This is a genomic window from Campylobacterota bacterium (assembly GCA_020633995.1).
Classification (GTDB): Bacteria; Babelota; Babeliae; order Babelales; family RVW-14; genus JACKCO01.
Genome location: JACKCO010000005.1, coordinates 41,390 through 66,427, shown reverse-complemented (window position 1 = coordinate 66,427; position 25,038 = coordinate 41,390). Strand labels below are relative to the sequence as shown.

Below are 25,038 nucleotides of genomic sequence, written 5' to 3'. Positions count from 1 at the left end.
TATCTACTTCTGTGCCTCCAGTAAATGTTGCTTAATAATCATATCATTAGGAGCAAACATTAACGCTTCCTTGAATAGCTTTTCTGCTTCGTCTTTATTTCCTTGTTTGAGCAAGATGTAACCCTTAGTATCAAGATAATATGCACTATGGGGATTAGTTTCAAGTGCTTTACCAACAAGTGAAAGCGATTCGCTTAATTTTTTGTCATGAAGTGCATACACATATGCCAAGAGGTTATATGTCTCAGGGTAGACTGGTTGGTGTGAGAGCGCTTTTTCAAGTGTTTTTTCAGACTCGGCAAAATTACTCTCGAGGTAGTAACAGTAACCAACTTGAAAGAGCATTTGTGCTTTGATTGAATTGTTACGAATGTTGGGGAGCAGCTTTTGATAAAGCTCGCGTGCTTGCAGGTAGCGGCCGTGTTGAAAATAAAGCTGTGCAAGTGTTGCATGCATGGTCAGGCATGTGGCTGTTTTGCAAATGTCTTCAAGCGTTGCAATGATTTGCTCGCCGTCTACTTGTGCTTTTTGCAAAAGTACCAGTGTATGGAGCGCTGTGTGGTCATGCGGACTTTGTGCGATCCAGTCTTTTAAAAACTGTAATGCATCGGTAAATTTTTTCTGCTCGATCAAAATTTCAACTTTGAGTAGTTTGGCCCGGGTGAAACTTGGTATTTTTTCAAGTGCTGTGTTGAGGTGTTCAAGTGCCTGACTATAGTTTTTTGCTTTGAATTCAAGCAGGGCCAAGTCAAAAAAGTAGGTTGGGTGGGAACTACTAATTTTTTTCATATGTTTAGCAGCTTCTTTAAAGCGCTTTTGCGAAAAGAGCAAAAGAACAAGCTGTTGCTCGACGGCTGAATCATTGCCAACCACGTCAACAAAGGTTTTGTAGCATTTGATTGCCTCGTTAACGCGGCCCAGCTGCTCAAGTAAAACGGCCTTAAGGAGCATGCGTCGATCGTGTTTAGGTAAGACTTTTAAGCTTTTTTCAACCTCTTCGAGTGCTTGTGGTAATTTTTTTTGCTGTAAATAAACCTTGGATTTCAGGAAATAAAAAAGAAAGTGTTGGTTTTTGAGTGATTTTTTAGCCAGGCATTGATCAAGAAAAGTGATTGCTTGGTCAAACTCGTTACGTTTGATTTTTGAAAGTGCGACAAAATAAGCGACTCGCTCGTCGTCAGGGTGTTTGTCGGTTAGATTTGCGAGGAGATTTTCTGCCTGATCATCTCGACCAAGATTAAGCAGCGATTGTGACACAATCAGCGCAAGCTCAAGATTGTCATCAAAAAGCTTGGTGAGTTCTGTTTGTTTTTGTGTGTAAAACTGTACAATTTTTTGCCATTGCCCGCTGTCAAACAAAATGGGAAATAGACCAATGTAAATATAGGGCGACGGTGACTTGAGTAAAAGTTCCTGAAATGTTTTGAGTGATCCGCCAAGTTTACCCTTAACGTGTTGATACATACCCTTAAAATATAGGTAATAATCGTGAGATTTATCTTGTTTTGAATCCTCAATGAGCGTGATGCCCGACTCCTGTTCTTTTTGTATTTCGGGTACTTGTTGGTCAATGGTGTCTTGGTCTGCACTTGATGTTGGCATAAATCCCATGCCCTGAGTTGTGGGCGCTGGCGCCTGGTGCTGGTGTTGCATTGCCGCACAAGTGCTGTGTAAAGATATTATGATGATGCATGCATAAAAAAGTAGGTTATGAAGAGTTTTCCTGTTCACTGTCCCGCTCCCCCTGTCTATGAGCTTGGATACGAAGATAAAACTGCTCTAATGATGATTTTAACTCATCATCATGCACGAAGCAAAGAGCTTGCTGTTCTTGCCAGTTTAATTGTTTAAACAAGGGCGCAGTTGTTTTTGGCGATTTGCCTTTGGTGCTCGTTTTGTTGCTCTCTTGAGCGGGCTTGGGGGGGGTGACGTACGAAAACATTATCTTTTGTATGCGTTCAGCTTGAAGATGCTTATTGATTTTGTCTTTAAGCATGGGGGCAATCATTGACAGTTCTTGTGCCCAGGTTGGGTGATAAACACCCAAAACCAACACGCGTCCATCAATTTTTTCTATATGAACGCGTTTGCTCATGCTGCCTATAATTGTTGGCCAATCGGCAAGCAGGGTTGTTTTCCATGCATGCCGTTCGTCTATGACTGATGTTAGGAGTTCTTGGGCATTTCTAATTGAGTTGCTCCGGGTAAAGTAAAAACTCATTTCTTACGGATCAAAAGCTTACTATCCCACTTTTTTTTGTAAACAGTAAAATAATTGGGTAAAGTGGAATGACGTGAAATTAGCGTCTCATAGCGTTACATGTAAAGTATTAATAAAAAAATAATCAATTAGAGAGGATTTTGTTGTGGTTAATAGTTGGCACGTGTTACTTCCACCGTGTATTGTTATTGCTCTTGCTTCATTGACGGGACGTATACGCTTTGCGTTGATGTTTGGCATTTTTTCAGCAGGGTTAGTTTTGCATGACTTTGACCTTGTTTTGGCAGTTACAACTTCTTGTAAGCGTATTTTCGAGGTGAGCGAACTGGGTTTGCTCGTCAGTTGGCAAAGTTTCTGGGCAGGGTCTAACCTGTTCATCATGCTTTTTCTCTTTTTGCTGGGCATATTGATGGCAATCATCCAACATTCAGGCGGTGCCTATGCCTATGCAACGCTGATGAGTAAACGGCTTAAGACAAAGGCCCAGGTAGAAGGTGCAACCATTGGCATGGCGCTTGTTTTTTTCATTGATGACTATTTCAATATTTTAACGGTAGGCTCAGTTATGCGTTCGTTGACTGACCGTTTTAAGGTGCCTCGTGTAAAACTCGGCTTTTTGATCAATGCAATTGCCGCACCGCTTGCTGTTATTGTACCGGTTTCAAGTTGGGTTGTTGAAATTGTTGGTCAGTTGCGCAACTCAGGTATTAGCATGCAGCAAACACACCATACACTGCTGGTTGCAGATCCGTTTAGCATGTTTTTGAGCATGATCCCCTATCAGCTTTATTCACTTATAACGATTGCAACGCTTGCAATAATGGTTTGGGCTGGTTGGTCGTTTGGCGTGATAGCTCACCATGAAAAAATTGCTCAAAAAGGTGAAAATCTTTTTGGTGGCAAGACGCCAGTTAGTGAGCGAGTACAGGTATTGTCTGAGGCAAAAAAAGCGCAGTGCAGTCTAGCCGATTTTATTGTTGGTCTTGCGGTTTTGATTACAAGTGTTTTTGGACTGATTTTGTTATTTGGTAATCATTGGGCTGCTGGTGGTGATAATGATATTTTTGGTGCACTTAAACAGGCCAATATTTATGCAGCCTTTTTCTTTGGCGGGTTGTGTGCCGTGCTAACTAGTTTTGCTTTTTCAACAGCACGGTCAAAACTTGCGCTTTCAGATACCTTTTTACTTATTAAAGAAGGTATTGATGTAATGGGTTCATCAATTGCAACATTGCTATTGATGTGGACCCTGAGTGGTATGCTTTCACGCGAGCTCCAGACCGGTTCATACATTGCGTCAATGATGAGCGGTTCGATGACGGTTGCTTATATGCCTGTGCTGTTCTTTTTGGTAGCAGTGGGAATGTCGAGCCTGATGGCTTCTGCTTGGGGCACAATTGGTATGTTAGTCCCGCTGGTACTGCCGATGTTTGGTTCATTGCTGAATTTAGTGCCGCCATTTGCGCTTACAGATCTTTCATTTTTACCGTTGGTTTTAGCCTCAATTGTTTCAGGGGCGCTTGTGGGTAACCATATGAGCCCAGTGGCCGATGTTATGTTGATGTCTGCGCTGAGTGCCGGCTCATATCACTGGGACTTGGTTAAGACGCAGATGATGTTTGCATTTCCTGCCATGCTTTCAACCGCTGTAGCTTTTTTAGTTGCAGGTCTACTGTTTGAACAGTATGGTGCGCCGTTGACGTTGCTCGCTTCATTGAGCGTTGGTTTTCTACTCAATGTTGCGTGTCTGTACGGCATGCATAGAAATGCGCAGGGCAAACGAGCATAAAAAAGGTCCTGCTTGTTATTACGTTACTTGTCAGATTATTAGGGTATTAAAAGTTTCGAATTTATCGACTTGCTTGTGCATACACTCGTCGTTCCCGCGAAGGCGGGAATCCAGATAAATGTTTTTTCATTATGGGGGGGATATGCCTTACTATACCTATATTTTAGCAAGTCAAAAAAATGGTACGCTTTACATTGGGGTTACTAATGATTTATCCAAAAGGGTTGCGCAGCACAAAGTAAAGAGCGTGAGCGGGTTTACTCAAAAATATAATGTTTCTCGCCTTGTGTATGTAAAACTTTTTCAGACGAGTAGGGAAGCAATTCTCTATGAGAAGCGTTTAAAAAAGTGGAATCGTGTTTGGAAGCTTAGGCTTATAGAATCCATCAACCCATCATGGGATGATCTTTTTGTTACAGGAATTTAAGCGGATGGAAGAAGGACGAGTTCTGGATTCCCGCCTTCGCGGGAACGACGAGATTTGTTATAGACGCTTTACCAGATAGAATTTCTTTTTTTACCACACAGTAGGTATTTATTAATGTAAACAGAAAATTCTTGAAGGATACACTCGATTGTCATAGAATTTTTCTACAAGACTTACTGATTTTTTGATTGGCGGGCATCTATTGTACTGGTCGTTCCCGCGAAGGCGGGAATCCAGACAAATGTATGTACCTTATAGTACGAGCATAAAAAAGGTCCCCACGAAAGTGGGGACCTGAGTAGTTTAAAACTAAAAGTTGGTCATCCCCGACTCTGATCGGGGATCCAGAACTTGATATTTTCCTTACTTAGAACGTTTACGCTCATGAGGAAGCAAGAAGCGCTTACGCAGTCTGAGCGAGTTTGGCGTAACTTCAATCAACTCATCGTCGTTGATCCAATCAAGTGCTGACTCCAGTGTCATTTTACGTGGAGGTGCAAGCTTGACCGCGTCGTCAGAGCCTGACGCACGCATGTTCGTTAGTTTCTTTTGTTTGATTGGGTTAACATCAAGGTCGTTGTCTCGGCTATGTTCGCCAATAATCATGCCTTGATACACTTCGGTGCCAGGCTCAATCAGCATAACACCGCGGTCTTGCAAGCTGTCCAAAGCATAGGGGGTTGTGGTTCCACGCTCAAGTGAAATGAGTGAACCTTTCGTACGGCGTGGGATTGGCCCCGCATATGGTTGGTAGCCCAAAAATTGGTGACTGAGCATTCCTGTGCCACGAGTGTCGGTCAAAAATTGGCTACGAAAACCAATCAAGCCACGTGCAGGTATTTTGAACTCGAGACGAACTTTGCCTTGTCCGTGGTGGATCATATTTTCCAGCAGCCCTTTACGCTTGCCTAGGTTTTCCATGATCACACCTTGGTGGGCTTCGTCAACATCGATGATCAAAAGTTCGTATGGCTCACACTTTTGGCCGTCGATATCTTTGTAAATAACTTCTGGGGCAGAAAGTTGCAATTCAAAGTCTTCACGACGCATATTTTCAATCAAAATGCCCAAGTGCAGCTGACCGCGGCCAGAGACTTTAAAGGTGTCTGGTGAGTCAGTTTGTTCAACACGCAACGCCAAGTTTGTGCGCAGTTCTTTTTCAAGGCGATCTTTAATTTGGCGTGATGTAAGCTGCTTACCTTCTTGCCCGGCAAATGGTGAGTTGTTAACCGAAAAGTAAATGGACAAGGTTGGTTCATCAATACTGACATACGGAATTGGCATTGGATGGTCAACATCACACAGTGTTGAGCCAATTGGCAGATCATCAGGGGCACCAGCGATGGTGACGATGTCACCGAAGGTAGCCTCATCCGCATCCAGGCGTTTGATGCCTTCAAACTTTTGCAGTTTAAGAATTTTAAATGGTGCACTAACGTCTTCATCACGGCATGAAATGATTTGTTTGCCGGTGTTAAGTGTACCGCTAAAAATACGGCCAACTGCTATACGACCCAAAAAGTCTGAGTAGTCAAGGTTGGTAACCAGCATGCGTAGGTGGTCGTGCTCAGCGGTTGGTACGGGAACCTGTTTTAAAATAGTTTCAAAAAGCGGTGTAAAGTCGCCTTCACGCGCGTTCGGGTCAGTGCTTACGTAGCCGCTGCGCCCTGAGCCGTAAAGAATTGGGAAATCAAGTTGTTCTTCTTGTGTTGCAAGGTCAAGAAAAAGGTCGTGCACGAGTTCTTCAGTGCGGGCAACATCAGCATCTTTTCGATCAATTTTGTTAATCAAAACGATTGGCTTGAGGTTGAGTTGGAGTGCTTTTTGCAGTACAAAGCGTGTACCGGGCAGTGTTCCTTCAGCAGCATCAACCAGCAACAAAAAGCCTTCAACCATCTGCAGGGTACGCTCAACTTCACCACCAAAGTCCATGTGACCTGGGGTGTCGACAATGTTGATGGTAGCCTCTGGCAGTTTGATGGCAGTGTTTTTTGCCAAAATGGTAATGCCGCGCTCTTTTTCAATATCCCCGGTGTCCATGACGCGGTCTTGCTCGCTGCTGACTTCGAGCGTGCCAGACTGCTTGAGCATTTGGTCAACCAACGTTGTTTTACCATGGTCAACGTGGGCAATAATAGCGATATTTCGTACATCAAGTCTTTGTTTAAAACTCATATGAAAAACCCCAATAATGTATAGGAGAGTGGATCAACTTTCAAAAAAAACAAAAAGAACAGTTTTAGTTTATCATGCTTGTGCAAATGTTTCAATGTGACAATCAAACCCTTGTTGCCACGCTGGGTGCCCTCTAGTTTGGTAATGAGCTTGATCCCTGGGGGCATCCCGGCCCAAACGCTCGTCATCCCGGCCTCCGAGCCGGGATCTATCACTTCTTCTATTCATCTTTTTCAACTCTATTGATTTCTATGTGAATAGTTTCCTAAACTGGCTCAGACTAGAGTTTTTGGTACGTAAATCTTTGAGCGCAAAAATGTAAGGGAGTCTTATTATGAATAGGTCACACTGCAAGGTTTTGGTTTGGGGAGTATTGCTTTTTTGTCACAGTCAGGTTGCCCAGGCTAGTTCGGTTATGGATATGCTTAATGCCGTTAAAATGCGCATTGTATATTTGTCATATTTAGTATCAGGTGTTCAGCCACCAACTGCTGCTGAGCCTGAGCTTGAAAGTGATCTTAAGGCGCTAGCGTTTTTACGAGAAAAAGCAGAAAAAAATCGTATGAAAAAAACTGGAAGTGAAACATTGTACCATGATCTTACCCCTGACGAGGCTATAGATGTTTTGTATCATGCGCTCACTCTTTCTGATAAGTATGATGTGAGCTTTGGTGACGAATTTAGAGATCTGCTTATGAGTGCTCTTGTTGTTTACTGGAATCCAAAAAGTAAAAATTCTATTGAAAAGGGTGATGTTCTGAACGATTTACAAAAACCAACAGCTTCTGAGAAATGTAGAGAAATCGCCGATATTTGGAGTGAATTGAGGCATCCGGGAAAAGAGAAGGCCGATCCCGACCCTGACCATGAGAATAATTATCGCCACAAAATTTTATTTAAAATTATTAGTCAGATTAGATTTGATTTTTTTGATAAAGGTAAAGAATCTAATTATAAGAGTAGATCTGAAGATACAGAGGGGCAAAAAATCTCAGAAGATATGAAAATAGATGAAATTCGCGAATTAATCAATCGTTATTTAGACAGAATGGAGGGAATAGCTGATGCAGCGCAGAAACTCGTTGTTCAAAAAGAATATGAAGGTTCGTTCGCAGATTTATTAGAGCAGGACTTTCCGATGATGGAAAAGGGCAAAAAAGCTCGTAACCAAAAAGCAAAGCTCTCCCAGACAGAATCTATTGATGAAGCATTTACATGGTTGGAAGATTTTTTAGGTAGGAAATGTAATGCCTACCAAAAGAAGGCGCTTCTACGTATGCTGCAAGCAAACCAAAAATTTGCTGATCAAAAAGGAGATGACATAAAAGAGGGTGGCACACAAGGACATATTACCCAAATCAGCACGGTTGATGATGCGAAAAAGTTTTTTAGTAGTGAGGATAACTTTAAAGACTCATATATTAAACAGGAAAAGAAGACTGGTAAATTCGGATTGTTTTACAATGCTGTTAAAAAGCTTTATCTGGAGCCGAGCGCTGGAAATAAAAATGAAGGTCGACTAAAAACAGTTGTGACCGAGCTTATTGAGAGAAACGGTGGCGTTGACGCTAACCAAAAAACTGTAGTAACAAATTATATTGCCATCACATATCTTAAAAAACACAAAGAAAACTGGGACGCAGGTAAAGCGTAAGTTTTGGAGATTTGTATGAAAATTATAAAAAATACTAAAAAATACGTCTTGCCAGTCTTTGGGATTTTGCTTGTAGGTAGTGCGCTGCTGCATGCTGCTACAGCGCCGCCCCCACCACCAACGCCGCCACCGCCACCTGCAGCGGGTATGTCTGCAGCAGAAAAAAAACGAGCTCAAGAGTGGGAAAAAGTAATTCTGCCATATAGATCCGCATGTGTTAAGGTAGTTACTGATACAGAAAAGCGGAATAAAATCTTAGCTGCACTTAAAGATCTTAAAGAAAGTGACAAGTCTAGTCCTAAAACTGATGCAACGGTTGAAGCAACAATTACAGGATCAGGAGTAGATCAAAAAACCGCAGAAGCAGTTATTGAAGAGAAAAAGAATCCATCAACGGGTAGTCCGTCTGGGCCGCCTTCAGGTGGGAGCAAACCTAAGACTACAGGCACACGTAGTGGGCCAAATGTTGCTGCTGAGGCCCAGAAAAAGACAGGCGGGCCTAGTGATGCAGGTGCGGTAGATCCCAAAATAGCAGCTGAAGCTTTAAGAATAGGAAAGTTGCGAGATAGTGCGAAAAAAGGGGCAGATCAAATTCAGCAAAGTGACGTGACGGCAATGTTTAATGATTTCTTGTATAAAGATGATTTTGGAAGTATGCCAAAGAACTTCCAACTTTATCATAAAAATATTTTTATACGCTTGTACATTGAAACTATTGGAAACAATGAGCAAAAAATTGATATTGATGTGAAGCGTAGTTTAGAGAAAATATGGGATGCATATGCTGATGCCAATGTGAAAAATATTGTCAACGAGAAAGAAAGTTTTGTTAATAAATTTAAGGCCTCAAGCACAAATGATTTTTTCACTGTTTTAGCTAACCTTTTGAAACTACCTGGTGAAAAAGGGAGCACGTTTGCTGATCTAGCAACTCCAGGGTTGATAGTCGGTAATGATCGATTTGCCGTTAATGTTCTGCAAACCTACAAACAGAAGGAAGTACAGGAGTATCACCAAGATGCGCTTAAAAAGCTACTCGAGAGTAAAGATATTTTTGCAGATAAGCCAGACGACTGGGATGCATTTGTTGCAGGAGTAAAAAAGAAATATTCAGATGCAGATATTGTAACAACAGAAGAAATAAAAGCTGTTTTTGAAGATGCTAAAAAAGGTAAAGCTGCGCAACCAAAGAAACCTGCTACTGGATCAGGAAAAAAAGATGATAAGCCCTCTGCTGGTTTTATGGAAGAACTAAAGAAAAGAATAGCCGCAGGAGCCGGCGCCAAGACAACGTCCCCTCCACCAGGCAAAGGCGCAGGCACAACCGCACCAGCTCTTGATAGTGTGCAAGCACTGCTTAACGTGGTCAAACTCAAATTGGTTAACCTGCTTAAGGTCGTGAGTGGCAAGTAGGTATACATAAATTCTAAGTACAGTATTTTTTTCGGGCGTGGTTACAGCAACCACGCCTGTTTTATGTTTAATATCTTGTTTTTAATCGTGCTATTTTTGTAGTCTAATCCTGATTTTATTTAAAGAGGACAATAATTTTTTTGATTGTGGAGTAGTGATGAAACGTAGCTTGAATAGGATACTGTTTTTAGCGGTGGTGTTGTTGAGTTCTGTCAGCCCTGTTTTGGGGCTAACTCTTGAGCAAAAAGAAAAACTTATTAATGCCTATGTTGCTGCAGCAGACAAACATTTTACGGTGAGCGATGAGGTGGGGAGGCTGAGATCTGATTTAGCAGGTATCGCTAGTGAGCAGGATATAAAAGATATAATAAGCAAAAAATATTTAAGCGAATTGTTTGATGAAGATCCTACGGACTTATTTGAAGCGGCTCAAGAAAACTTAAAAGAAACAAAAAAAGGTGCCAGAGCGTCTGGGTTTGGCACCTTTTTTGGCGATGGTACAGGTGCAGCTGGGACGGGGGCATCAGCAGGACCGAAACCTAAACCAGGGACGGGAAAAAAGTGGACAAGACCGACGGGCACGGGCAGCGGGGGTACTTTGTTTGATGAGCTGAAGGAAAAGAAAAAAGAAGTAGAGCCAACGACAACGGCTCCAGAGTCAGCAAAGAAGGCACCTGGACCAAAAGTAAAAGAAGTAGAGGGAGTTTTTGCGCTGCTTGCAAGTATGAAGCTAAAAATGATGCAGTTATTGTACAAGGCTTCTGGTGGTGTTGATATGCCTGGAGTGACCCCCCCTAAGCCTAAAACAGATGCAGAGGTAACTGCGTGGCTGCAAAAATTAGGAAAACAGTTGGGCATAACGGACAAAAAGATTCTTGAGTGGTTAGGGGTTCGGTATAAAAATAATCCCCCAGAAGAGCGTCCTTACAAAACAGAAGATGTTTTAAGTGCACTACGTTTGAAGCAGGCAAGGTTGCAAGCTGCATCATTGAATGGTGGACATGGTTGGAAGAGTATTGATTCTGCGTTTGAAATACTACAAACCTACAAGCCGGATAAAAAAGATTTTAGTGTTTTGGACCCTGATATTTTAAAAGATTTTAAAGCATACCATTTTTATGCATACCAATATTTATTGGAGCATAGTCCAGAAGATGCTTTGAAAGTTAAAGTTCCTGACCTTATTAAAAAGGAAATTGATGATAGGAATAAGGATTATGGATATCTTAAGTCAGATCAAACACATCAGACAGAACGAGATGAGTTTTTGATTTATGTTGTTCCCAATAAAACGATAAATTATACGGTAACGTATGTAGACAAAATAGCGGAAACCAAAGCGAAACAGGATAAAACAATTCAGACCGATAATTTTATTCAGTTGATGGAAGCATTAGATAAACATTACAAACATCAGCATAAAAAACTTAAGGAGGTAATTGAGAATATTATAAAGGGGTGCATGCGGCCTTTAATCAAAGATTATGATGTGCATGAAAATGCCTATAAAAAGGGGCTAATGGATCTTAGAAAGAGTGGATATAAAGAAATTACTGATAAAATAGTTGCAAATGATACCTCTACCGAAGAATTTATCAACTTCTTTTCAAAAGTTTTTGCCTTTGAACAAGCATCACATGTCTTAGATTACTGTGGACCCTTAACGCTGATAGTCTTAGCTGAGCTTATAATTAATAAAAAATATTTCAAAATATTTCATTCTCAAGCAGATCATGATGATTTAAAAAAATCTGTTGTCAGAAAGGTTCTTGATATTCAGGGGAATTTTGCCCAGCGGAATTATTTTTTACCTACATTATTATCATCTGCGCAAAATTATAAAAATAAGCTTTCTCAAAGTTTTCAGTTGCAATATTTTGCAGATCCAAGCGATAGAATTCAAAATGCTCTATTGCTCTTATTGTGTGGTGATGAGTTTATAAACAATGATCAATTTGTTAAGGCAGATGTAGCAAGAATTTTATTTGAATATGTACTAGATGAGAAATGTTTATATTCAGAAGAAATATCATTGAAACCTCATATGGTTTTTGCTTTTGGAGATAGAGAAAGGGCGTACTACATTTCAATAGCAAAAGGTTTTTTTGATACCATAGCTCGTGTTTGTTTAAAGGATGTTCCTGGGTATGATGACGCTGAGGGAGTTGGAGTTGCAGCTGCTTTGGCTGGCAGAAGGGCCGGAGTGACTGGTTCTGCATCTGTTGGAAGCACTTCTGCAAAAGCTTCACATAAAGTTTTGAGATCTACAGATATTTCAAAACCCTTCTTGACGAATAAGCCAGCTATTAGTTTATATAGCTATGAAAGTATAAAGTCTGCTGTGCAAAGTGTGGCGGCAGAAGAATTTAAGACAATAGCAGAAGCTGAGTTGAAAAAGTGTAAAGATGCCAGGGATGCTGCTTGGAATGGATGGCTACGCGATGAAATCACGCAAAAAATCAAAAAATATACTGAACAAAAAGATCGTTTAGGCAAGAAAATTGCTGAAAATAACGCAACTATTGCTAAGTTCACTCAAGCTTGTAAAATGGATCCTCAATTTTCTATGGCTATGCAATTTACAAGTTTGCATACAGATAACCAAGAAAAACTTCTTAAAATTAACCGGTTAGCACAGGAAGTTATTGATATGAAGGAGACGATCGGGCTCATTATGGGAAATCTTAAAAAACTGGCAGCTGAGCAAAAGAAACTTAAAAGTGAGCTCTTTTTTCCTGATCGCATATTTGCCTTACGCTACCTCCGTTTTAAAAAATAACTTGTTTGGGGCAGTAGGTTTTAAAAAAACCTGCTGCCCCTGTTTTTTCTTGTCTTGTAACCTTTCTTTTTTCTACACTGACCAAGACAATGAGTGAATCAAGTAATATAGGGGAGTTGAGTGTGAGTGGTAGATTTATCAGAAAGATTGTTTTTTCATCCTGTTTAATGACTGTTTTACTTGGAACTTGTCTTAACGCAGCTGAAAATAACATATTGAGTTTGTTGAGGAGCATCAAGTTAAAAATGTTACACTTGATGAGTTTTGTAGATGCAAAAGCTCCGCATACATCGCCAAAAAGTACAGCAGGGGGTACATTTGCTGATGCAATTAAGAAAGGCCATAAAGGATTAAAAAAGACTGCAGCGATTGACGAGCTTCAGGAGCTTCGTGATTCTCTGAAAGAACAACAACAAGAGGAAAAGACGCTTTCTGCTGATTTGAAAAAGGCAGAAAAAGAGAAGTCAAGCAATGAGAAGATATTTTACAATAAGAAGTCTGAGCATGATTCTCTGAGTAAAGAATTACAAAAGCTTGAGGGGCAACTAAAGGGTGCGGCAATTACAGGAACAAAAGAAAGCAAACAAAAAGACATTAATGCAAAGAGCAGTGAAGTTGAAGGCGCAAAGGTTCAGCTTGATAAAGCAAAAGATGAATTTGATAAAATTAAAAAGGACGTGGAAAAGCTCGACCTACAGTTGAAAAATAATATTGTTCTTCAAGCTGAAACTGAAGTCAAAATTGCGGATCTTGAGCTAAAAAATGCTAGTTCTACAGACAAAAAGAAGCAGCAAGAGAAATTAGATAAAGCAAATGAGCAACTTGAAGCAGCTAAACGACAGAGAGGGGACTATGGGGTTTTAGGCGGAGTGTTCGATCTTTTTAAAAAGAAACATTCCACCAGCCCTTCTAGTACTGCCGGTCCCTCTAGCACTGGAAGTAGCAGTAGTGATGATGATGATTGGGAAACAGAACCTTAAAAAGAAGGGAAGCTTTATGCTTCCCTTCTTTTAATTTCTTAGATATGAATTGCACAAAATGGCAGGAGTGTCATGCTGCGTGCAAGCTTGATGTGTGTGTTGCCAACTGACGTTGGTGATAGGTACAGTTACCTGACACACGTGATGGCAAAATCTTGAAACGCTCGGTCATAAAATTTGCTTCAGGACGATACTGAGTCAAACCCTTGTAAAATGTGCAATCTGATTGCATACTATACACAAGGAAGGGTTTATTATGATTAAACGTGCATTACAGAGCTCGCTAGAAAGGTTAGCTGGCCAATATCCGGTGGTTGCTGTGGTTGGGCCTCGTCAGTCTGGAAAAACCACACTGACGCGGGCAACATTTGCCAAACACAAATATGTTTTGCTTGAGTCTCCTGACGAAAAAATGCTGGCAATGGATGATCCACGGTTATTTTTTCAAAAGCATGCAAATCCGGATGGCATAATTTTAGATGAGATACAAGAGGTTCCTCACCTGCTTTCTTACATGCAGGGCATGGTTGATGAGCAATATAGGCCGGGATATTTTATTATCACAGGCTCTCAAAACATTTTGATGCAAGAAAAAATATCACAAACACTTGCTGGGCGTATTGCTTTGCTAACGTTACTGCCATTGAGCGTTAACGAGATGCGTTGTGCTGACATGCTGCCTGGGCGTATTGAAGAAATATTGTTTCAGGGGCTTTATCCACGAATTTACGTGCACAATTTAGATCCGTCTGAGTGGTTGGCAAACTATGTGGCAACATATGTTGAGCGTGATGCTCGTTTGGTTATTAATATTGCAAACTTGGTAACGTTTCAGCGTTTTTTGAAGTTATGCGCTGGACGGGTTGGGCAGCTTTTAAATTATACATCCTTAGCAAATGATTGTGGTATTAGCGTTAATACGGCGCGTGCATGGATATCACTGCTTGAGGCAAGCTACATCATTTGGCTTGTTCCGCCGTTTTATAAAAGTTTTAATCGTCGCGTTGTTAGAACGCCTAAGCTTCATTTTTATGACCCAGGGCTGGTATGTGCGTTGCTTGGCGTTGAATCAGTAGATGCTTTGTATGGGCATAGCATGCGTGGGGCTATTTTTGAAACGTTTGTGCTCAGTGAACTTGTAAAATATCGTTTTAATCAGGGCAAGAAGGCAAATTGTTATTTTTGGCGTGACGCACGTGGACATGAAGTCGATTGCCTGCTTGAATATGGCGATCGTATTGTACCAATAGAAATTAAATCAGCGTTGACAATTAATCAAGGATTTTTTGAACCTCTCATTGCCTGGCATCAATTGGTTGCTAGCGAACAAGATTGCAAGGGATATCTAGTTTATGCTGGCGATGAAATGTATGAGCGCAAGCATGCAACAGTTGTTGGTTGGAGTGATATTGACAAGATCATACAAAATCAGCAATAACATATAACGCTATTTTCGAAAACCTGCCTGGCTTGGGCAGTCATTTGCCAGATAGAGTCAAAAAAGAAGGGAAGCTTTATGCTTCCCTCTTTTAATTTCTTAGATATGAATAGCACAAAATGGCAGGAGTGCCATGCTGCGTGCAAGCTTGATGTGAGTTGCCAACTGACGTTGGTGATAGGTACAGTTACCTGACACACGTGATGGCAAAATCTTGAAACGCTCGGTCATAAAACCGCGTAACAAGTTTGAGTTTTTATAATCAAGTGCCTGTTCCTGCTCAACGCTGCCACAAAAACGGCAGTGCTTAGGGTTTAAGAATGCCTGTTTTCTGACTTTTTTCTTTAATAGCCGTGAGCTGAGGCGGAGTTTAATGCGTGACATAGTGATATTCCTCTTTTAGTTCAAATTAACGTTCGTCAGATTCTGAGTCGCTTTCACTTTCAGATGAGCTGTCAGCTGTTTGACCGTGCTCGTCTGGGGTAGGTGCTGAAATGCTTGAGGTGTGAGCGACAGGACCAGCTTGAGCTTGCGTTTCTTGTTCTTCTTGTGAAGTACTGGTTGTTGCGTCAACGCTTTGAAGCAAGTTTTCGATTTTATTTTCTTTAATGAAGCTGTCAATTGATCCGTTTGCAGCACTGTCTACAGACTCAGGCTTGTGGTAGGTGCTTGGTGCATCTTTTGCAAGCTTGATTGTGACATGGCGCAAAATAATCTCGTTAAATTTGATCTTGATATCCTTGTCAAGCTCATGCAAAACTTGAGCACCTTCTTTTGGCAGCTCATAGCGCAAAAAGACATAAATGCCGTAGCCATTTTTGTTGACAGGATAGGCGAGGCGATATTTGCCCCACTTGTCGAAAAGAGAAAGTTTGCCCTGGACAGCGCCTAACTTTTTATCAAAGAGCGCTTCGAGCGATGAAAGTTCATCGTCGGTGATTTCTGTGCCCGCAAGCATCAGTGTTTCATAACGTTGCATCATGATGGTATGGTTCTCCTAAACTATGCACGTATACATGGAAATAAATACAAAAAGGAGATAACTAAACCCAGTGTGGGTTTGTTAACGGTACCTTGTCTACAATGACATCTTGTAGATGCTTTTTATCGTATCAGAAGTATGTTTTTTTGCAATGGCTGTAGGTTTACAAATTTACCTGCAAGGGGAAATCATCATGCCGGCGCTTATCTTTACCCACAAGTGGTAGTGCTGCAATTTGTACGAAAATAACGCCATAATTTCGTCGTTCCCGCCCCCTGGTCAAGCCAGAGGACAAGCTCGGCGGGGATTGAGGCGACAGAAATTTTTAGTTTTATTTAAGTAAGTGGTTTGTTAGTAAAAAATGCAGAGTAACGTGTCGAATCAATTGATTAAATCGATTGATATGGAAAAATAAGTTCTGGATCCCCGCCTCCGCGGGGACGACAAAGTAAGAGACGAAGATTTATTAAAAGATACAAACACAATTAAAAGTTAAAGCAAAATTATAGTGAAATTACTTGTTTGTTTTGTAATGTGGGTAAAGATAAGATGCCGGCGACCGAGGAGCCGGTATCCATGATAACTCCTAAAAGGGCAGGCCTGGTGCCGAGCATGTATGAGTAAGTGTCATGAAGTTAACAAGAAAGTTTGTTTGCGGGAAAAAGTTGTCAGAATGACGCTAAGCACTTAAGGCAGTGCCAAAAGAAAGCCGGATAGGCCGATTTAGAAAAGTGTTAGGTGGCATGGGGGGCACCTAAGGAGTATTGTTATGCCATTTTTTGGTAGCGGAAGATCACTTTACCAATGATGCGGAAGTTGTCTTTGCCTCGAACCAGGGCAATCGGAGATGTTTTGTGATTGACTGACTCAAGCATAAGAAAATCGTCCATAAAGTTTACTTGGCGGATCTCACGTACTGGATTTTCATTTCCGTATTCAACAGCAACGATGTCACCCGAGTTTGTCCATTCATTTGGTGCAATGACCAACATATCGCCTTTATTGAATGTTGGCATCATGTCAGCATTGTCAACTTCTAAACAGAACATACCCTGTTCTTGGTGTTCAGCAGACATGACTGGAACAAATTTGGTGCTGCTTGATGAGCTGGCTTGTGCCACTTGGTTGTTATAGTCTGATGGTTGTTCTGGGATGCTACTTAAAACAGGAACAACACGTAATTTTCCGGTGCTAACAGCGGCGGTTATTTCTTCAGGAAGTTGCAATGTGCTGCCTGGCTGGTCGGTGCGATTTTTTGCATAGTCAAACATGTCGATCGGCTCAAGCTCAAATGCAACAGCGAGCTTTTTGAGTGCGTCTTCGTTCCAACGACGTGTTCCATTTTTAATGTGTGTCAGGTAACTTTCTGACATACCCGTCTTTTCAGCCAATATTTTGGTGGTCCAACGGCGTTGACGAAGCAGCTCTTTAATACGTAATTTAGTTGAAATCATGATGACCTCCTAATAGTCGTCTACAGTACTTGTAATACTTAATATCAACACAAACTGACATTATATTTACTATAAATTATAGACTATTCTTACAGTCTGTCAACTGGCCTCTGGGGGGAAGGATTGCTTAAAAGTGTCCTCATGGAGGATGTTAATTGGGTTTTTTGCTTGGTTTTTGTGAACAAATGGTGTTTTTTGTAATAATTCTGCTAGAAAAAGTCGAATTGATGGTGTTATTGCAATTATACACACAAGATGCGTAGTAATATCCACAAAGACTCTGCGGTGAAAATGCCTGCGCAAAAGGGTAGGCCGGCTTGCTGGTTTGGAAAGATCTTGCTTGCCAAGCTTCCAGCAATGATGCCCAGGCTCATGTGCACTGGCATGACGATTCCACTGAATACCATCATAGCACTTACGCGTCCAAATTTGAGCGCTATGGCAAAGAGTGCACCCAGGGTCATTACCAGTGGGTCAAACTGAAATGTTTGAATGAGGAGCGCCTTAGCCTGTCCTCGCTGGGCAAACAAATGAGCTGAGCCTAGGGGTAGGTGGGTAAAAATAAACCACAAAATGGCTCCGATCGAGAGTGATGTGAGCAAAAGCCCTATCAGTTGGGCGTATTCCATTTTTTTTTGTTTTATACTACTCATGGCGCCAATCTTAAAGTCAAAGAGCAGGTCAGCCGCTGCGGCGGCACAGACATTGAAAAAGACGCAGATGATGGTTGCTTGGAGGAAGTTGAGCTTGAAAATAAGGAACATGGGAATCAGTACAAAGGTTGAAAAGCGGCCAAATTGGAGCAAGCCGATCTGACACCCTAAAAAGCAGATGTGGTAACAGCTGAGTGCGGTTAGTGCGAACAGGGTAAGCTGGGCCAGGACACTGAACTGAAAGTGGGTTAGTAGGAGCGAGGCTGGTAAAAAGCTGAGCAGTGCTTTGAGCATGCGTAAGTCAACAAATGCTGAGGTAAGCTTACGGTAAGTCTTGCCCAGAGCCTGTTTGGGACCGGTCAAAATGCTTGGTTTGGTGAGCAACTTTTTAAGGCCCTTGAGATTGCTTAAAATCATATCTGCACACAGCATTCCCCCACAAAATGCAATCATGAAGCTTTCTGGTTTGAGGTTAATGAGTGAGTAGGTTGTTAGGGTATATGAAATTGCTTGTTTTGTTGCAATACCAACAATGAGTGGGACGATGCATGAGGCCCCAATAATGAATCCGGTCGCCCACATACCTGGCCAGAGTGGGATGGTAAAGCTTGCGGCCCACCGGGCTGTGACAAACGGTATGAGCGGGATTGAGCTTGGCAATACGCCCTGTATGCTGCCAAGGCCGTCTTTAAGTAAGCTGGCAACGAGTGTTAGACCTCCCCCCAGGCCGAGCATTGCTCCCTGTTTTGGTTGGTCCTGTGCCACAGCCGTTTGGTAGATTACCTGGCTGACGGGAAAGCGTAGTGCTTGATTTGTTAAGAGTTTATGAGAGAACGTTTTGCCCAAAAAGAGGCCAATCAGGCCGGCGCTAAAAGTTAAAAGGCTTAAAAAACCGCAGAAGGAGAGTGGTTCTTGAAGCCAGGTGGAAAAGAGCTCTGGTTCAAGAAAGTACAGCATGGGCAAAGTAAAGCCTACGCCGGTTGCAATAATGCCTCCTCCAGCACTGATTGCTTGAATTAAAAAAGCATTTGCATGGTTTTTGGTGTGCTCGCGCAGGAGCATAGCGCAAACCAGGACTATGGTTGGGGCAAACCAGGGACCCACCATGGTGGCGATAGAGATATAACTTAAAATAAAGGTTGTTGCTATGGTAAAGAAGGTTGCGAAAAAGCCGATTATTAGAACGTTTTTTGATTTTTCAATGACTGATAGTTCCTTCATATCGTCCATTTCGTGTGTGGTGTGGGAATAAAACTTTTACTACAGCATCTTTAAGGTGACATAGCTTTGCGCAATGCTTTGTCCTTGTCAACTGGGGGACGGTAACTTCTTGTACGGTAAAAAAGCCTTTATTATTGAGTTTTAATGCGTATATGAGTACAATTAGAAATGTAGTAGTGGCAAATTTTGAGCTTATTTTTCACCAATAGAAAATAATGGATATGTAATGAAGAAGAAAGAACAGGTGTTAGTATGAAGCAGTGGATGCGCTATATGCTGACTATTTTAGGCATAACAATGCTTGTTCTTGTTGCACGTAAAACATTTTTGGTTATTAAGAATCGCTTTTTTACTGAGCAGAGTGACTTGATCAGCTCGATGCGAAAAGATTTTTCAAAGAATGAGGGGATGGTGTTTCGGCGTGAGATGCGTCGGCAGGTCAATTATAATTTCAAACGTCTTCTTGATTTGGTTGAACATGTCCAACGGTTACGTAAATTTTATGCTCAGCGGTATAAAGATGGTGAAATTGACACCATGCATGAGGGACGTGAGTTTTTTGACGACAGGGAGCTAGAAGATCTCTTGGCAGAGCTTTATCGAGAGAAGTTACGTTTTAGAAACTATATCTGGGAAGTTAAGCGACGTTCTCGCTACCCGATTTCAGCTAAAAGATACCGTTCCCTGTTGTACTACCAAAAAGTGATAGAAGATGGTATTTCCTTTGTGGAGATGTTGATAAGGCAGATGTAAGTTTTTTACATCTGCCTTGTTTTTTATTCCCCTGGTTCTACTGGGACGAGGAGATGAAGTATGCTTCGACCAATGTCGCCCTGAATTTATTTCAGGGTCCAGATATTAGGGAATTCCATTTTCTGGATCCTGAACCGAGTTCAGGAAGACACGGTGTAGGAGATTTAACTCACCTATAAAGTGTTGCTTAAAATCTTATTCTCCTGGTTCTATTGGGATGAGTACTTGGTCGAGTACCTCTTGAACGTGTTTTACAAAAATGATTTTCAAGCCTTCCTGAAGTTTTTCAAGCCCTGTCATGTCTTTCTCGTTTAGCTTGGGCACAATGATGTTGTGTACGCCATTTTGTTTTGCGGCTAGTATCTTTTCTTTCAACCCACCGATAGGTAATACTTCACCTTGCAAGTTAAGCTCACCGGTCATGGCAAAATCGCCCTTGATAGCGCGTTTGGTGTATGCTGAAAGTATTGACGAAAGGAGGCTGATACCTGCTGATGGGCCGTCTTTGGGTGTTCCCCCTGCAGGGAGGTGGATGTGAAGATCACATGTGTCAAAAACCGCCTTATCAATACCAAATTCGTCAGCGTGTGCTCGGGCATAGGTAATAGCAGCTTGAGCAGACTCTTTAAGTACGTCACCCAGTTGTCCCGTTAGTAAGAGCTTGCCTGACCCCTTCATTAAAATTGCTTCTACACGCAAGATTTGGCCGCCGTACGGTGTCCATGCCAGGCCGTTGGTAACACCAATGCGATTATTTTTCATAAATTCTTCGGTGCGATTTTTGCATGGGCCAAGATATATTTCTAAATTGTCTTTGGTGAAAGCCAATTGTTCTTTTTTCTCAACAAGCGAGCGTGCAAATTTTGAGCATAGCTTTTGGATGTTGCGAGCTAGGTCACGTACCCCCGCTTCCTGGGTATAGTTGGTTATAATGCTGTTAATGATATCTGCATCGATGGTAAAGCCCCTATCTGTCAGACCAGTGTTGGTAAGCGCCTTATTGACTAAGTGGCGCTGAGCTATTTCAAGCTTTTCATCGTGTGTGTACCCGGCTAGCGTGATAACCTCCATACGGTCACGAAGTGGTCCTGGGATGGTAGACGCATCGTTTGCGGTAGCGATAAACATAACTTTTGAAAGATCAAAGTGAATGCCTAAGTAGTTATCATAAAATGAACCGTTTTGTTCTGGGTCAAGTACTTCAAGCAGAGCTGATGATGGGTCACCACGGTTTGACATGCCAATTTTATCTATCTCATCAATGATGATGACTGGATTACAACTTTCTGACTTGCGTATTGCCTGAATAAATCTGCCAGGCAATGCACCAACATAGGTTCGGCGATGGCCTCTAATTTCAGATTCGTCATAAACCCCACCAAGTGAAATGCGAAAATACTTACGCCCCAAACATTCGGCAATAGAACTACCGAGTGATGTTTTGCCAACGCCAGGTGGGCCAACCAGGCAAAGAATTGGTGCATTGCAATCTTGTTTTAAAAAACGTACGGAGAGAAAGTCTAAAATACGTTCCTTGACATCACTTAGGCCATGGTGGTGGTGGTCAAGTATTTCTTTAGCACGGGCAATATCATTGTTATCTTGTGTTAGTTTGCCCCATGGCATACTCAAAATCCAGTCCAAGTGGTTACGAATGACGGTTGCCTCCATTGAGTCGGGCGCTGTTTTTTCAAGGCGTTTTACTTGTCGTTGTGCCTCAACTTTTGCTTCTTGTGGAAGCGGTAGGCTAAATAGCTTGCGCTTAAGGTCTTCAGTGTCTGCGTCACCTTCTTCACCAAGTTCTTTTTGAATTGCTTTAAGTTGCTCACGTAAGTAGTACTCACGTTGCGACTTATTGATAGACTCCCTTGTGTTGTTGCGTATGCGTTCTTGCATGTGGTTTAAATCAAATTCACGTTGCAGATGTTCGTTAATGCCGTTGAGTAAGTCTTTAAAGCTTTCTTTTTCAAGTAAGACTTGCGCTTCTCCAACATTTAGGTTTAAGTGCGAGAGTATGAAGTCAGCGATCTTGGTAGAGTCTTGAATTTGAGATAAGATTGCTTGAAAGTCGGGGCTAAACATTTTTCCTGTTGCAGTAATTTTTTCTATGGAGCTAAAAATATTTTTTATAGAAGCTTCAATTTCGGGCATGGTCTCTGGTGTTATTTCCTCTTGTTGGTTTACGGTTATTTGTGCTTGTAAAAAATCTTGGTCAGAAATTATTTCTTCTGTTTTTGCTTTGCAAATACCTTGTACAAGGACCTTAATGCCTCCTTCGGGTAAATTCATAACGCGCATTATGTTGCCGACGGTACCCACTTTATATAAATCTTGTATACCAATCGGACCGTGGTATCCTGATGTTTGTTGTTGCGCTGCAAGTAAAAGAACTTTTTTTGACGATGCCAGGGTGTGTTCGACTCCCTTGATGATTTTTTCATCAAGAATCAAGAGCGGAACTACCATGTGTGGAAAGACAACCACATCAATTGTTGGTATGACTGGAATAATTGTTGGAATATCTTCCACCCCAAAATAGGCATTTTTAGAACTATCCATTAGCTCCCCCCTTGTTTAATGCCTTTATGAATGAATTTTTTATATGTGTTTTTTACATGAAGCTGTGCTCTTTTTTTACTTTGTAATGTCAAAAACTTTTAATGTGTGACTAGCAAGTGTTACATTTATCATAAAAAAAATTTTTGAGTCCGTGCAAGGTTCTTGCTAAGATGGTGAAATTGAATTGGTTGTAAAAGGAAAAATGAGATGTCGGAAAAAAGAAATCTCTCTCTGGCGGATGTATCCAAGGAGTTTGGTCAGGGAATGCAAGCACAGCAGGTGCTAAAAAATATTTCTATGTCTTATGAGCAAGGCGTGAGCTATGCCGTTGTTGGGGTTTCAGGAAGTGGTAAGTCAACGTTGCTGCATTTGTTGGGAGGTCTTGATCAGCCGACGACAGGAGTGGTCTCGTTTGGTGATTGCAACCTTGAGACTATGTCGGCAAAGCAAAAAAGCCAATTTCTGAATACATCTATTGGTTTTGTGTTTCAATTTCATTATTTGCTCAAAGAACTTTCAGTAATTGAAAATATTATGTTGCCTGGAATGTGTAAAGGGCAGCAACAGCGCGATGTGTATAGCCATGCTTGTGAGTTGCTTGATTTTGTAGGTCTTTTGGAGAGAAAGGATGAAAATCCAACAAATCTTTCTGGAGGCCAGCAGCAACGGGTTGCTGTTGTACGTGCGTTGATCAATAAGCCAGCTTTTGTCTTGGCAGATGAGCCTACAGGAAATTTGGATGCTGACAATGCAGCAAAGATAGTGGATCTTTTTCTGCACGCTCAAAAACGTTGGAATATTGGAATTATTGTTTGTTCCCATGACAATGCGGTCTACGGTAAAATGCAAACTCTGCACAGACTTGAAAATGGTCATTTGTTTCTTGCAAAGGATTAGTAACTACTTTATGCTTTTGTGCATGTCTACATGTAAATAAAACCAAATTTCTTCATAGTGTTTAAGAAAAGGGAGACATGTCGCAGCAAAGAAAAGCCCTGCTTGGAAAAATGGCTCAAGTAAGTGGGCTTACACTCTTTAGTAGATTTTTAGGTGTGATACGCGAAACATTACTGGTACGCTACTTTGGTGTGGGGGTACTTTCTGATGCCTTTGTCATGGCATTCAAAATTCCAAATTTTTTCAGACATGTTTTTGCAGAAGGTGCTTTGAGCGCAGCTTTTATCCCTGAGTTTGTCAAACTTGTCAAGCAAGACAAAAAGCAAACGGCAAATAGCTTGATGACGCAGGCTTTTTTGTTTTTTGAAGGTATTGTGCTATGTATGTATCTGTTTGTGCTGCTCAAAGCCGAATGGGTCATTAAAATTATAGCACCTGGGTTTGGGGTAGAACAGGTCAGCGCAGCAGTACCATTTTTGCGCATTATGTTTCCATTTTTGCTTTTCATTTCAAGTAGTGCGTTGCTTACTGGCGCGTTGCAGTCGGTTAACCATTTTTTTATCCCTGCAGCAGGTTCTGCACTCATTAACATTGTTGTCATCAGTACTCTTGCGGCATGTTTGACATTTAATCTTGTACCCAAATGGTTGTGCGTTGGTTTTGTTGTTGCAGCGTTTATACAGTTTTTGAGCCATCTGTTTGCCTACTTTTATTTTGATTTTAGTTTTGCACCGCTTACGCAAAAAGCAAAAGAGTCGTTCAAGGCAGTGCTTGCAAGATTCTTGCCCTGCTTTCTTGGGGTAAGCGTGTTTGAAATTAATTTATTTGTTAGTAGCGTTGTTGCATCTTTCTTGCCTAAAGGCTCAGTGTCATTGCTGTACTACAGCGCTCGATTTATGAACATTCCGTTAGGAATATTTGCTATAGGGCTTTCAACCATCTTGCTTCCGCATTTTTCTCGCCTGGTGCTCTATGCACCGCGCCGTCTGAGTTTTTATTTGATTGAGGTAACCAAATTTGTGACGTGGGCGATTGTGCCATCAATGATGTTGCTCATGTACATAGCGCATCCATTGTTTACGTTTTTGCTTGGTAAAAAGGGGACCCCTGAGCAGATGCAGCAGGGCGCATGGCTTTTGGCTTTGTACTGTGCAGGACTTGTATTTTTGTGTTTGAACAAAATTTTATTGAACATGTTTTATGCGCTTAAGGATACTAAATCAGCATCGTTTGTTTCTGGTGTGTGTGCGGTTATCAACATTGTTGGAGACATTGTTGGTATGTATTTTTTTGGTGCTGCGGGCATTGCAGCGGCAAATGGTATTGCTGCAGCAAGTATGACTGCTGCATGTTTATACTTTTTACATACACGCCATGATTTTCGCTTTCATATTGTTGATTATGCCCGTTTTTTGAGTCGCTTTGGTATACAGTTGGCGATTGGCAGCATTTTGTTTTGGTCACTCTTACAGTTGGCGTTGATGGTCATTGTTCGTTTTGAAATACTTGCGTTTTTTGCTCAGGGAATTGGATTTTGTTTTATCTCAATTGGGCTTGGTCTTGCGCTTATGCTGTTGATGTTTTTTACACGTCGCTGGTATGGCATCAAGTCCTACTTTTTGGGGTAAAAAAATAAAAAGTGT

The 25,038-nt window shown here is 41.5% G+C and carries 19 protein-coding genes and 1 pseudogene; 10 read left to right on the top strand and 10 right to left on the bottom strand.

The genetic code is table 11. The features are described 5' to 3' along the window. Positions 1-3: 3 nt before the first annotated feature. Together H6679_05595 and H6679_05590 are read right to left on the bottom strand one after the other, a co-directional pair. Positions 4-1,653, bottom strand: a complete 1,650-nt coding sequence (locus tag H6679_05595; GenBank protein MCB9493718.1) for a tetratricopeptide repeat protein — start codon at positions 1,651-1,653, stop codon at positions 4-6. Positions 1,654-1,708: 55 nt separating this feature from the next. Further along, on the bottom strand, positions 1,709-2,221 hold the full coding sequence (locus tag H6679_05590; GenBank protein MCB9493717.1) for a DUF721 domain-containing protein: 513 nt from the start codon (positions 2,219-2,221) through the stop codon (positions 1,709-1,711). A 145-nt stretch (positions 2,222-2,366) separates the two neighbouring features. Here H6679_05590 and H6679_05585 point away from each other — a divergent pair, with 145 nt between their 5' ends. Next, the gene (locus H6679_05585) at positions 2,367-4,010 is read left to right on the top strand and encodes a hypothetical protein (protein ID MCB9493716.1); all 1,644 of its coding nucleotides are present in this window, start codon (positions 2,367-2,369) and stop codon (positions 4,008-4,010) included. Between the two features lie 142 nt (positions 4,011-4,152). Beyond that, entirely contained in the window at positions 4,153-4,437 is a 285-nt protein-coding gene (locus H6679_05580; protein ID MCB9493715.1) for a GIY-YIG nuclease family protein, read from the top strand. 363 nt (positions 4,438-4,800) lie between these two features. Here H6679_05580 and typA read toward each other — a convergent pair whose 3' ends face one another. After that, a complete protein-coding gene (gene typA, locus H6679_05575; GenBank protein MCB9493714.1) occupies positions 4,801-6,612 on the bottom strand; it encodes a translational GTPase TypA in 1,812 nt (603 codons plus the stop codon). 415 nt (positions 6,613-7,027) lie between these two features. Between typA and H6679_05570 the strand changes: the two genes are divergently transcribed. The 3 genes from H6679_05570 (at position 7,028) to H6679_05560 (ending at position 12,458) form a co-directional block, all read left to right on the top strand. Continuing rightward, positions 7,028-8,266, top strand: coding sequence for a hypothetical protein (locus H6679_05570; protein MCB9493713.1), 1,239 nt, complete (start codon positions 7,028-7,030; stop codon positions 8,264-8,266). A gap of 15 nt (positions 8,267-8,281) precedes the next feature. Further along, positions 8,282-9,679 (top strand): hypothetical protein, encoded by a 1,398-nt coding sequence (locus tag H6679_05565; GenBank protein MCB9493712.1) that lies wholly within the window; start codon positions 8,282-8,284, stop codon positions 9,677-9,679. A 157-nt stretch (positions 9,680-9,836) separates the two neighbouring features. After that, positions 9,837-12,458: a hypothetical protein gene (locus H6679_05560; GenBank protein MCB9493711.1), complete on the top strand. Its 2,622-nt coding sequence runs from the start codon at positions 9,837-9,839 to the stop codon at positions 12,456-12,458. Here the strand turns inward: H6679_05560 and H6679_05555 are convergent. Continuing rightward, entirely contained in the window at positions 12,448-12,672 is a 225-nt protein-coding gene (locus H6679_05555) for a hypothetical protein (GenBank protein MCB9493710.1), read from the bottom strand. The genes H6679_05560 and H6679_05555 overlap by 11 nt on opposite strands. A gap of 40 nt (positions 12,673-12,712) precedes the next feature. On the opposite strand from H6679_05555, the gene H6679_05550 reads away from it, so the two are divergent. Beyond that, complete coding sequence (locus tag H6679_05550; GenBank protein MCB9493709.1) at positions 12,713-13,438, top strand: hypothetical protein; 726 nt, start codon at positions 12,713-12,715, stop codon at positions 13,436-13,438. A 38-nt stretch (positions 13,439-13,476) separates the two neighbouring features. Here the strand turns inward: H6679_05550 and rpsR are convergent. Then, a pseudogene (gene rpsR / locus H6679_05545) lies at positions 13,477-13,670 on the bottom strand (30S ribosomal protein S18). Positions 13,671-13,694: 24 nt separating this feature from the next. On the opposite strand from rpsR, the gene H6679_05540 reads away from it, so the two are divergent. After that, positions 13,695-14,876 (top strand): ATP-binding protein, encoded by a 1,182-nt coding sequence (locus H6679_05540; GenBank protein ID MCB9493708.1) that lies wholly within the window; start codon positions 13,695-13,697, stop codon positions 14,874-14,876. A 99-nt stretch (positions 14,877-14,975) separates the two neighbouring features. On the opposite strand, the gene H6679_05535 is transcribed toward H6679_05540, so the two are convergent. The 4 genes from H6679_05535 to H6679_05520 all read right to left on the bottom strand — a co-directional run bounded on the left by H6679_05535 (position 14,976) and on the right by H6679_05520 (position 19,186). After that, complete coding sequence (locus tag H6679_05535; GenBank protein MCB9493707.1) at positions 14,976-15,260, bottom strand: 30S ribosomal protein S18; 285 nt, start codon at positions 15,258-15,260, stop codon at positions 14,976-14,978. 25 nt (positions 15,261-15,285) lie between these two features. Then, entirely contained in the window at positions 15,286-15,858 is a 573-nt protein-coding gene (locus H6679_05530) for a 30S ribosomal protein S6 (protein MCB9493706.1), read from the bottom strand. A 767-nt stretch (positions 15,859-16,625) separates the two neighbouring features. Next, positions 16,626-17,312, bottom strand: a complete 687-nt coding sequence (locus H6679_05525) for a helix-turn-helix transcriptional regulator (protein MCB9493705.1) — start codon at positions 17,310-17,312, stop codon at positions 16,626-16,628. Between the two features lie 242 nt (positions 17,313-17,554). Continuing rightward, on the bottom strand, positions 17,555-19,186 hold the full coding sequence (locus H6679_05520; GenBank protein MCB9493704.1) for a hypothetical protein: 1,632 nt from the start codon (positions 19,184-19,186) through the stop codon (positions 17,555-17,557). Between the two features lie 252 nt (positions 19,187-19,438). Here H6679_05520 and H6679_05515 point away from each other — a divergent pair, with 252 nt between their 5' ends. Continuing rightward, positions 19,439-19,939, top strand: coding sequence for a hypothetical protein (locus tag H6679_05515; GenBank protein MCB9493703.1), 501 nt, complete (start codon positions 19,439-19,441; stop codon positions 19,937-19,939). Positions 19,940-20,134: 195 nt separating this feature from the next. Here H6679_05515 and lon read toward each other — a convergent pair whose 3' ends face one another. Then, positions 20,135-22,498 carry an endopeptidase La gene (gene lon, locus H6679_05510; GenBank protein MCB9493702.1) on the bottom strand — a complete coding sequence of 788 codons (2,364 nt, stop codon included), beginning with the start codon at positions 22,496-22,498 and terminating at the stop codon, positions 20,135-20,137. Between the two features lie 207 nt (positions 22,499-22,705). Here lon and H6679_05505 point away from each other — a divergent pair, with 207 nt between their 5' ends. Both H6679_05505 and murJ read left to right on the top strand, forming a co-directional pair. Next, complete coding sequence (locus tag H6679_05505; GenBank protein ID MCB9493701.1) at positions 22,706-23,395, top strand: ABC transporter ATP-binding protein; 690 nt, start codon at positions 22,706-22,708, stop codon at positions 23,393-23,395. Between the two features lie 77 nt (positions 23,396-23,472). Next, complete coding sequence (gene murJ / locus H6679_05500; GenBank protein MCB9493700.1) at positions 23,473-25,023, top strand: murein biosynthesis integral membrane protein MurJ; 1,551 nt, start codon at positions 23,473-23,475, stop codon at positions 25,021-25,023. Positions 25,024-25,038 lie beyond the last annotated feature (15 nt).

Coding starts and splice junctions, on each gene's coding strand:
- lon (MCB9493702.1), bottom strand. CDS start 22,498: ATGGATAGTTCTAAAAATGCCTATTTTGGGGTGGAAGATATTCCAACA.
- H6679_05530 (MCB9493706.1), bottom strand. CDS start 15,858: ATGATGCAACGTTATGAAACACTGATGCTTGCGGGCACAGAAATCACC.
- H6679_05505 (MCB9493701.1), top strand. CDS start 22,706: ATGTCGGAAAAAAGAAATCTCTCTCTGGCGGATGTATCCAAGGAGTTT.
- H6679_05535 (MCB9493707.1), bottom strand. CDS start 15,260: ATGTCACGCATTAAACTCCGCCTCAGCTCACGGCTATTAAAGAAAAAA.
- H6679_05515 (MCB9493703.1), top strand. CDS start 19,439: ATGAAGCAGTGGATGCGCTATATGCTGACTATTTTAGGCATAACAATG.
- H6679_05525 (MCB9493705.1), bottom strand. CDS start 17,312: ATGATTTCAACTAAATTACGTATTAAAGAGCTGCTTCGTCAACGCCGT.
- H6679_05590 (MCB9493717.1), bottom strand. CDS start 2,221: ATGAGTTTTTACTTTACCCGGAGCAACTCAATTAGAAATGCCCAAGAA.
- murJ (MCB9493700.1), top strand. CDS start 23,473: ATGTCGCAGCAAAGAAAAGCCCTGCTTGGAAAAATGGCTCAAGTAAGT.
- H6679_05565 (MCB9493712.1), top strand. CDS start 8,282: ATGAAAATTATAAAAAATACTAAAAAATACGTCTTGCCAGTCTTTGGG.
- H6679_05570 (MCB9493713.1), top strand. CDS start 7,028: ATGGATATGCTTAATGCCGTTAAAATGCGCATTGTATATTTGTCATAT.
- H6679_05555 (MCB9493710.1), bottom strand. CDS start 12,672: ATGTTATTTTCAGCTGCGTTAAGACAAGTTCCAAGTAAAACAGTCATT.
- H6679_05580 (MCB9493715.1), top strand. CDS start 4,153: ATGCCTTACTATACCTATATTTTAGCAAGTCAAAAAAATGGTACGCTT.
- typA (MCB9493714.1), bottom strand. CDS start 6,612: ATGAGTTTTAAACAAAGACTTGATGTACGAAATATCGCTATTATTGCC.
- H6679_05520 (MCB9493704.1), bottom strand. CDS start 19,186: ATGAAGGAACTATCAGTCATTGAAAAATCAAAAAACGTTCTAATAATC.
- H6679_05595 (MCB9493718.1), bottom strand. CDS start 1,653: ATGCAACACCAGCACCAGGCGCCAGCGCCCACAACTCAGGGCATGGGA.
- H6679_05560 (MCB9493711.1), top strand. CDS start 9,837: ATGAAACGTAGCTTGAATAGGATACTGTTTTTAGCGGTGGTGTTGTTG.
- H6679_05540 (MCB9493708.1), top strand. CDS start 13,695: ATGATTAAACGTGCATTACAGAGCTCGCTAGAAAGGTTAGCTGGCCAA.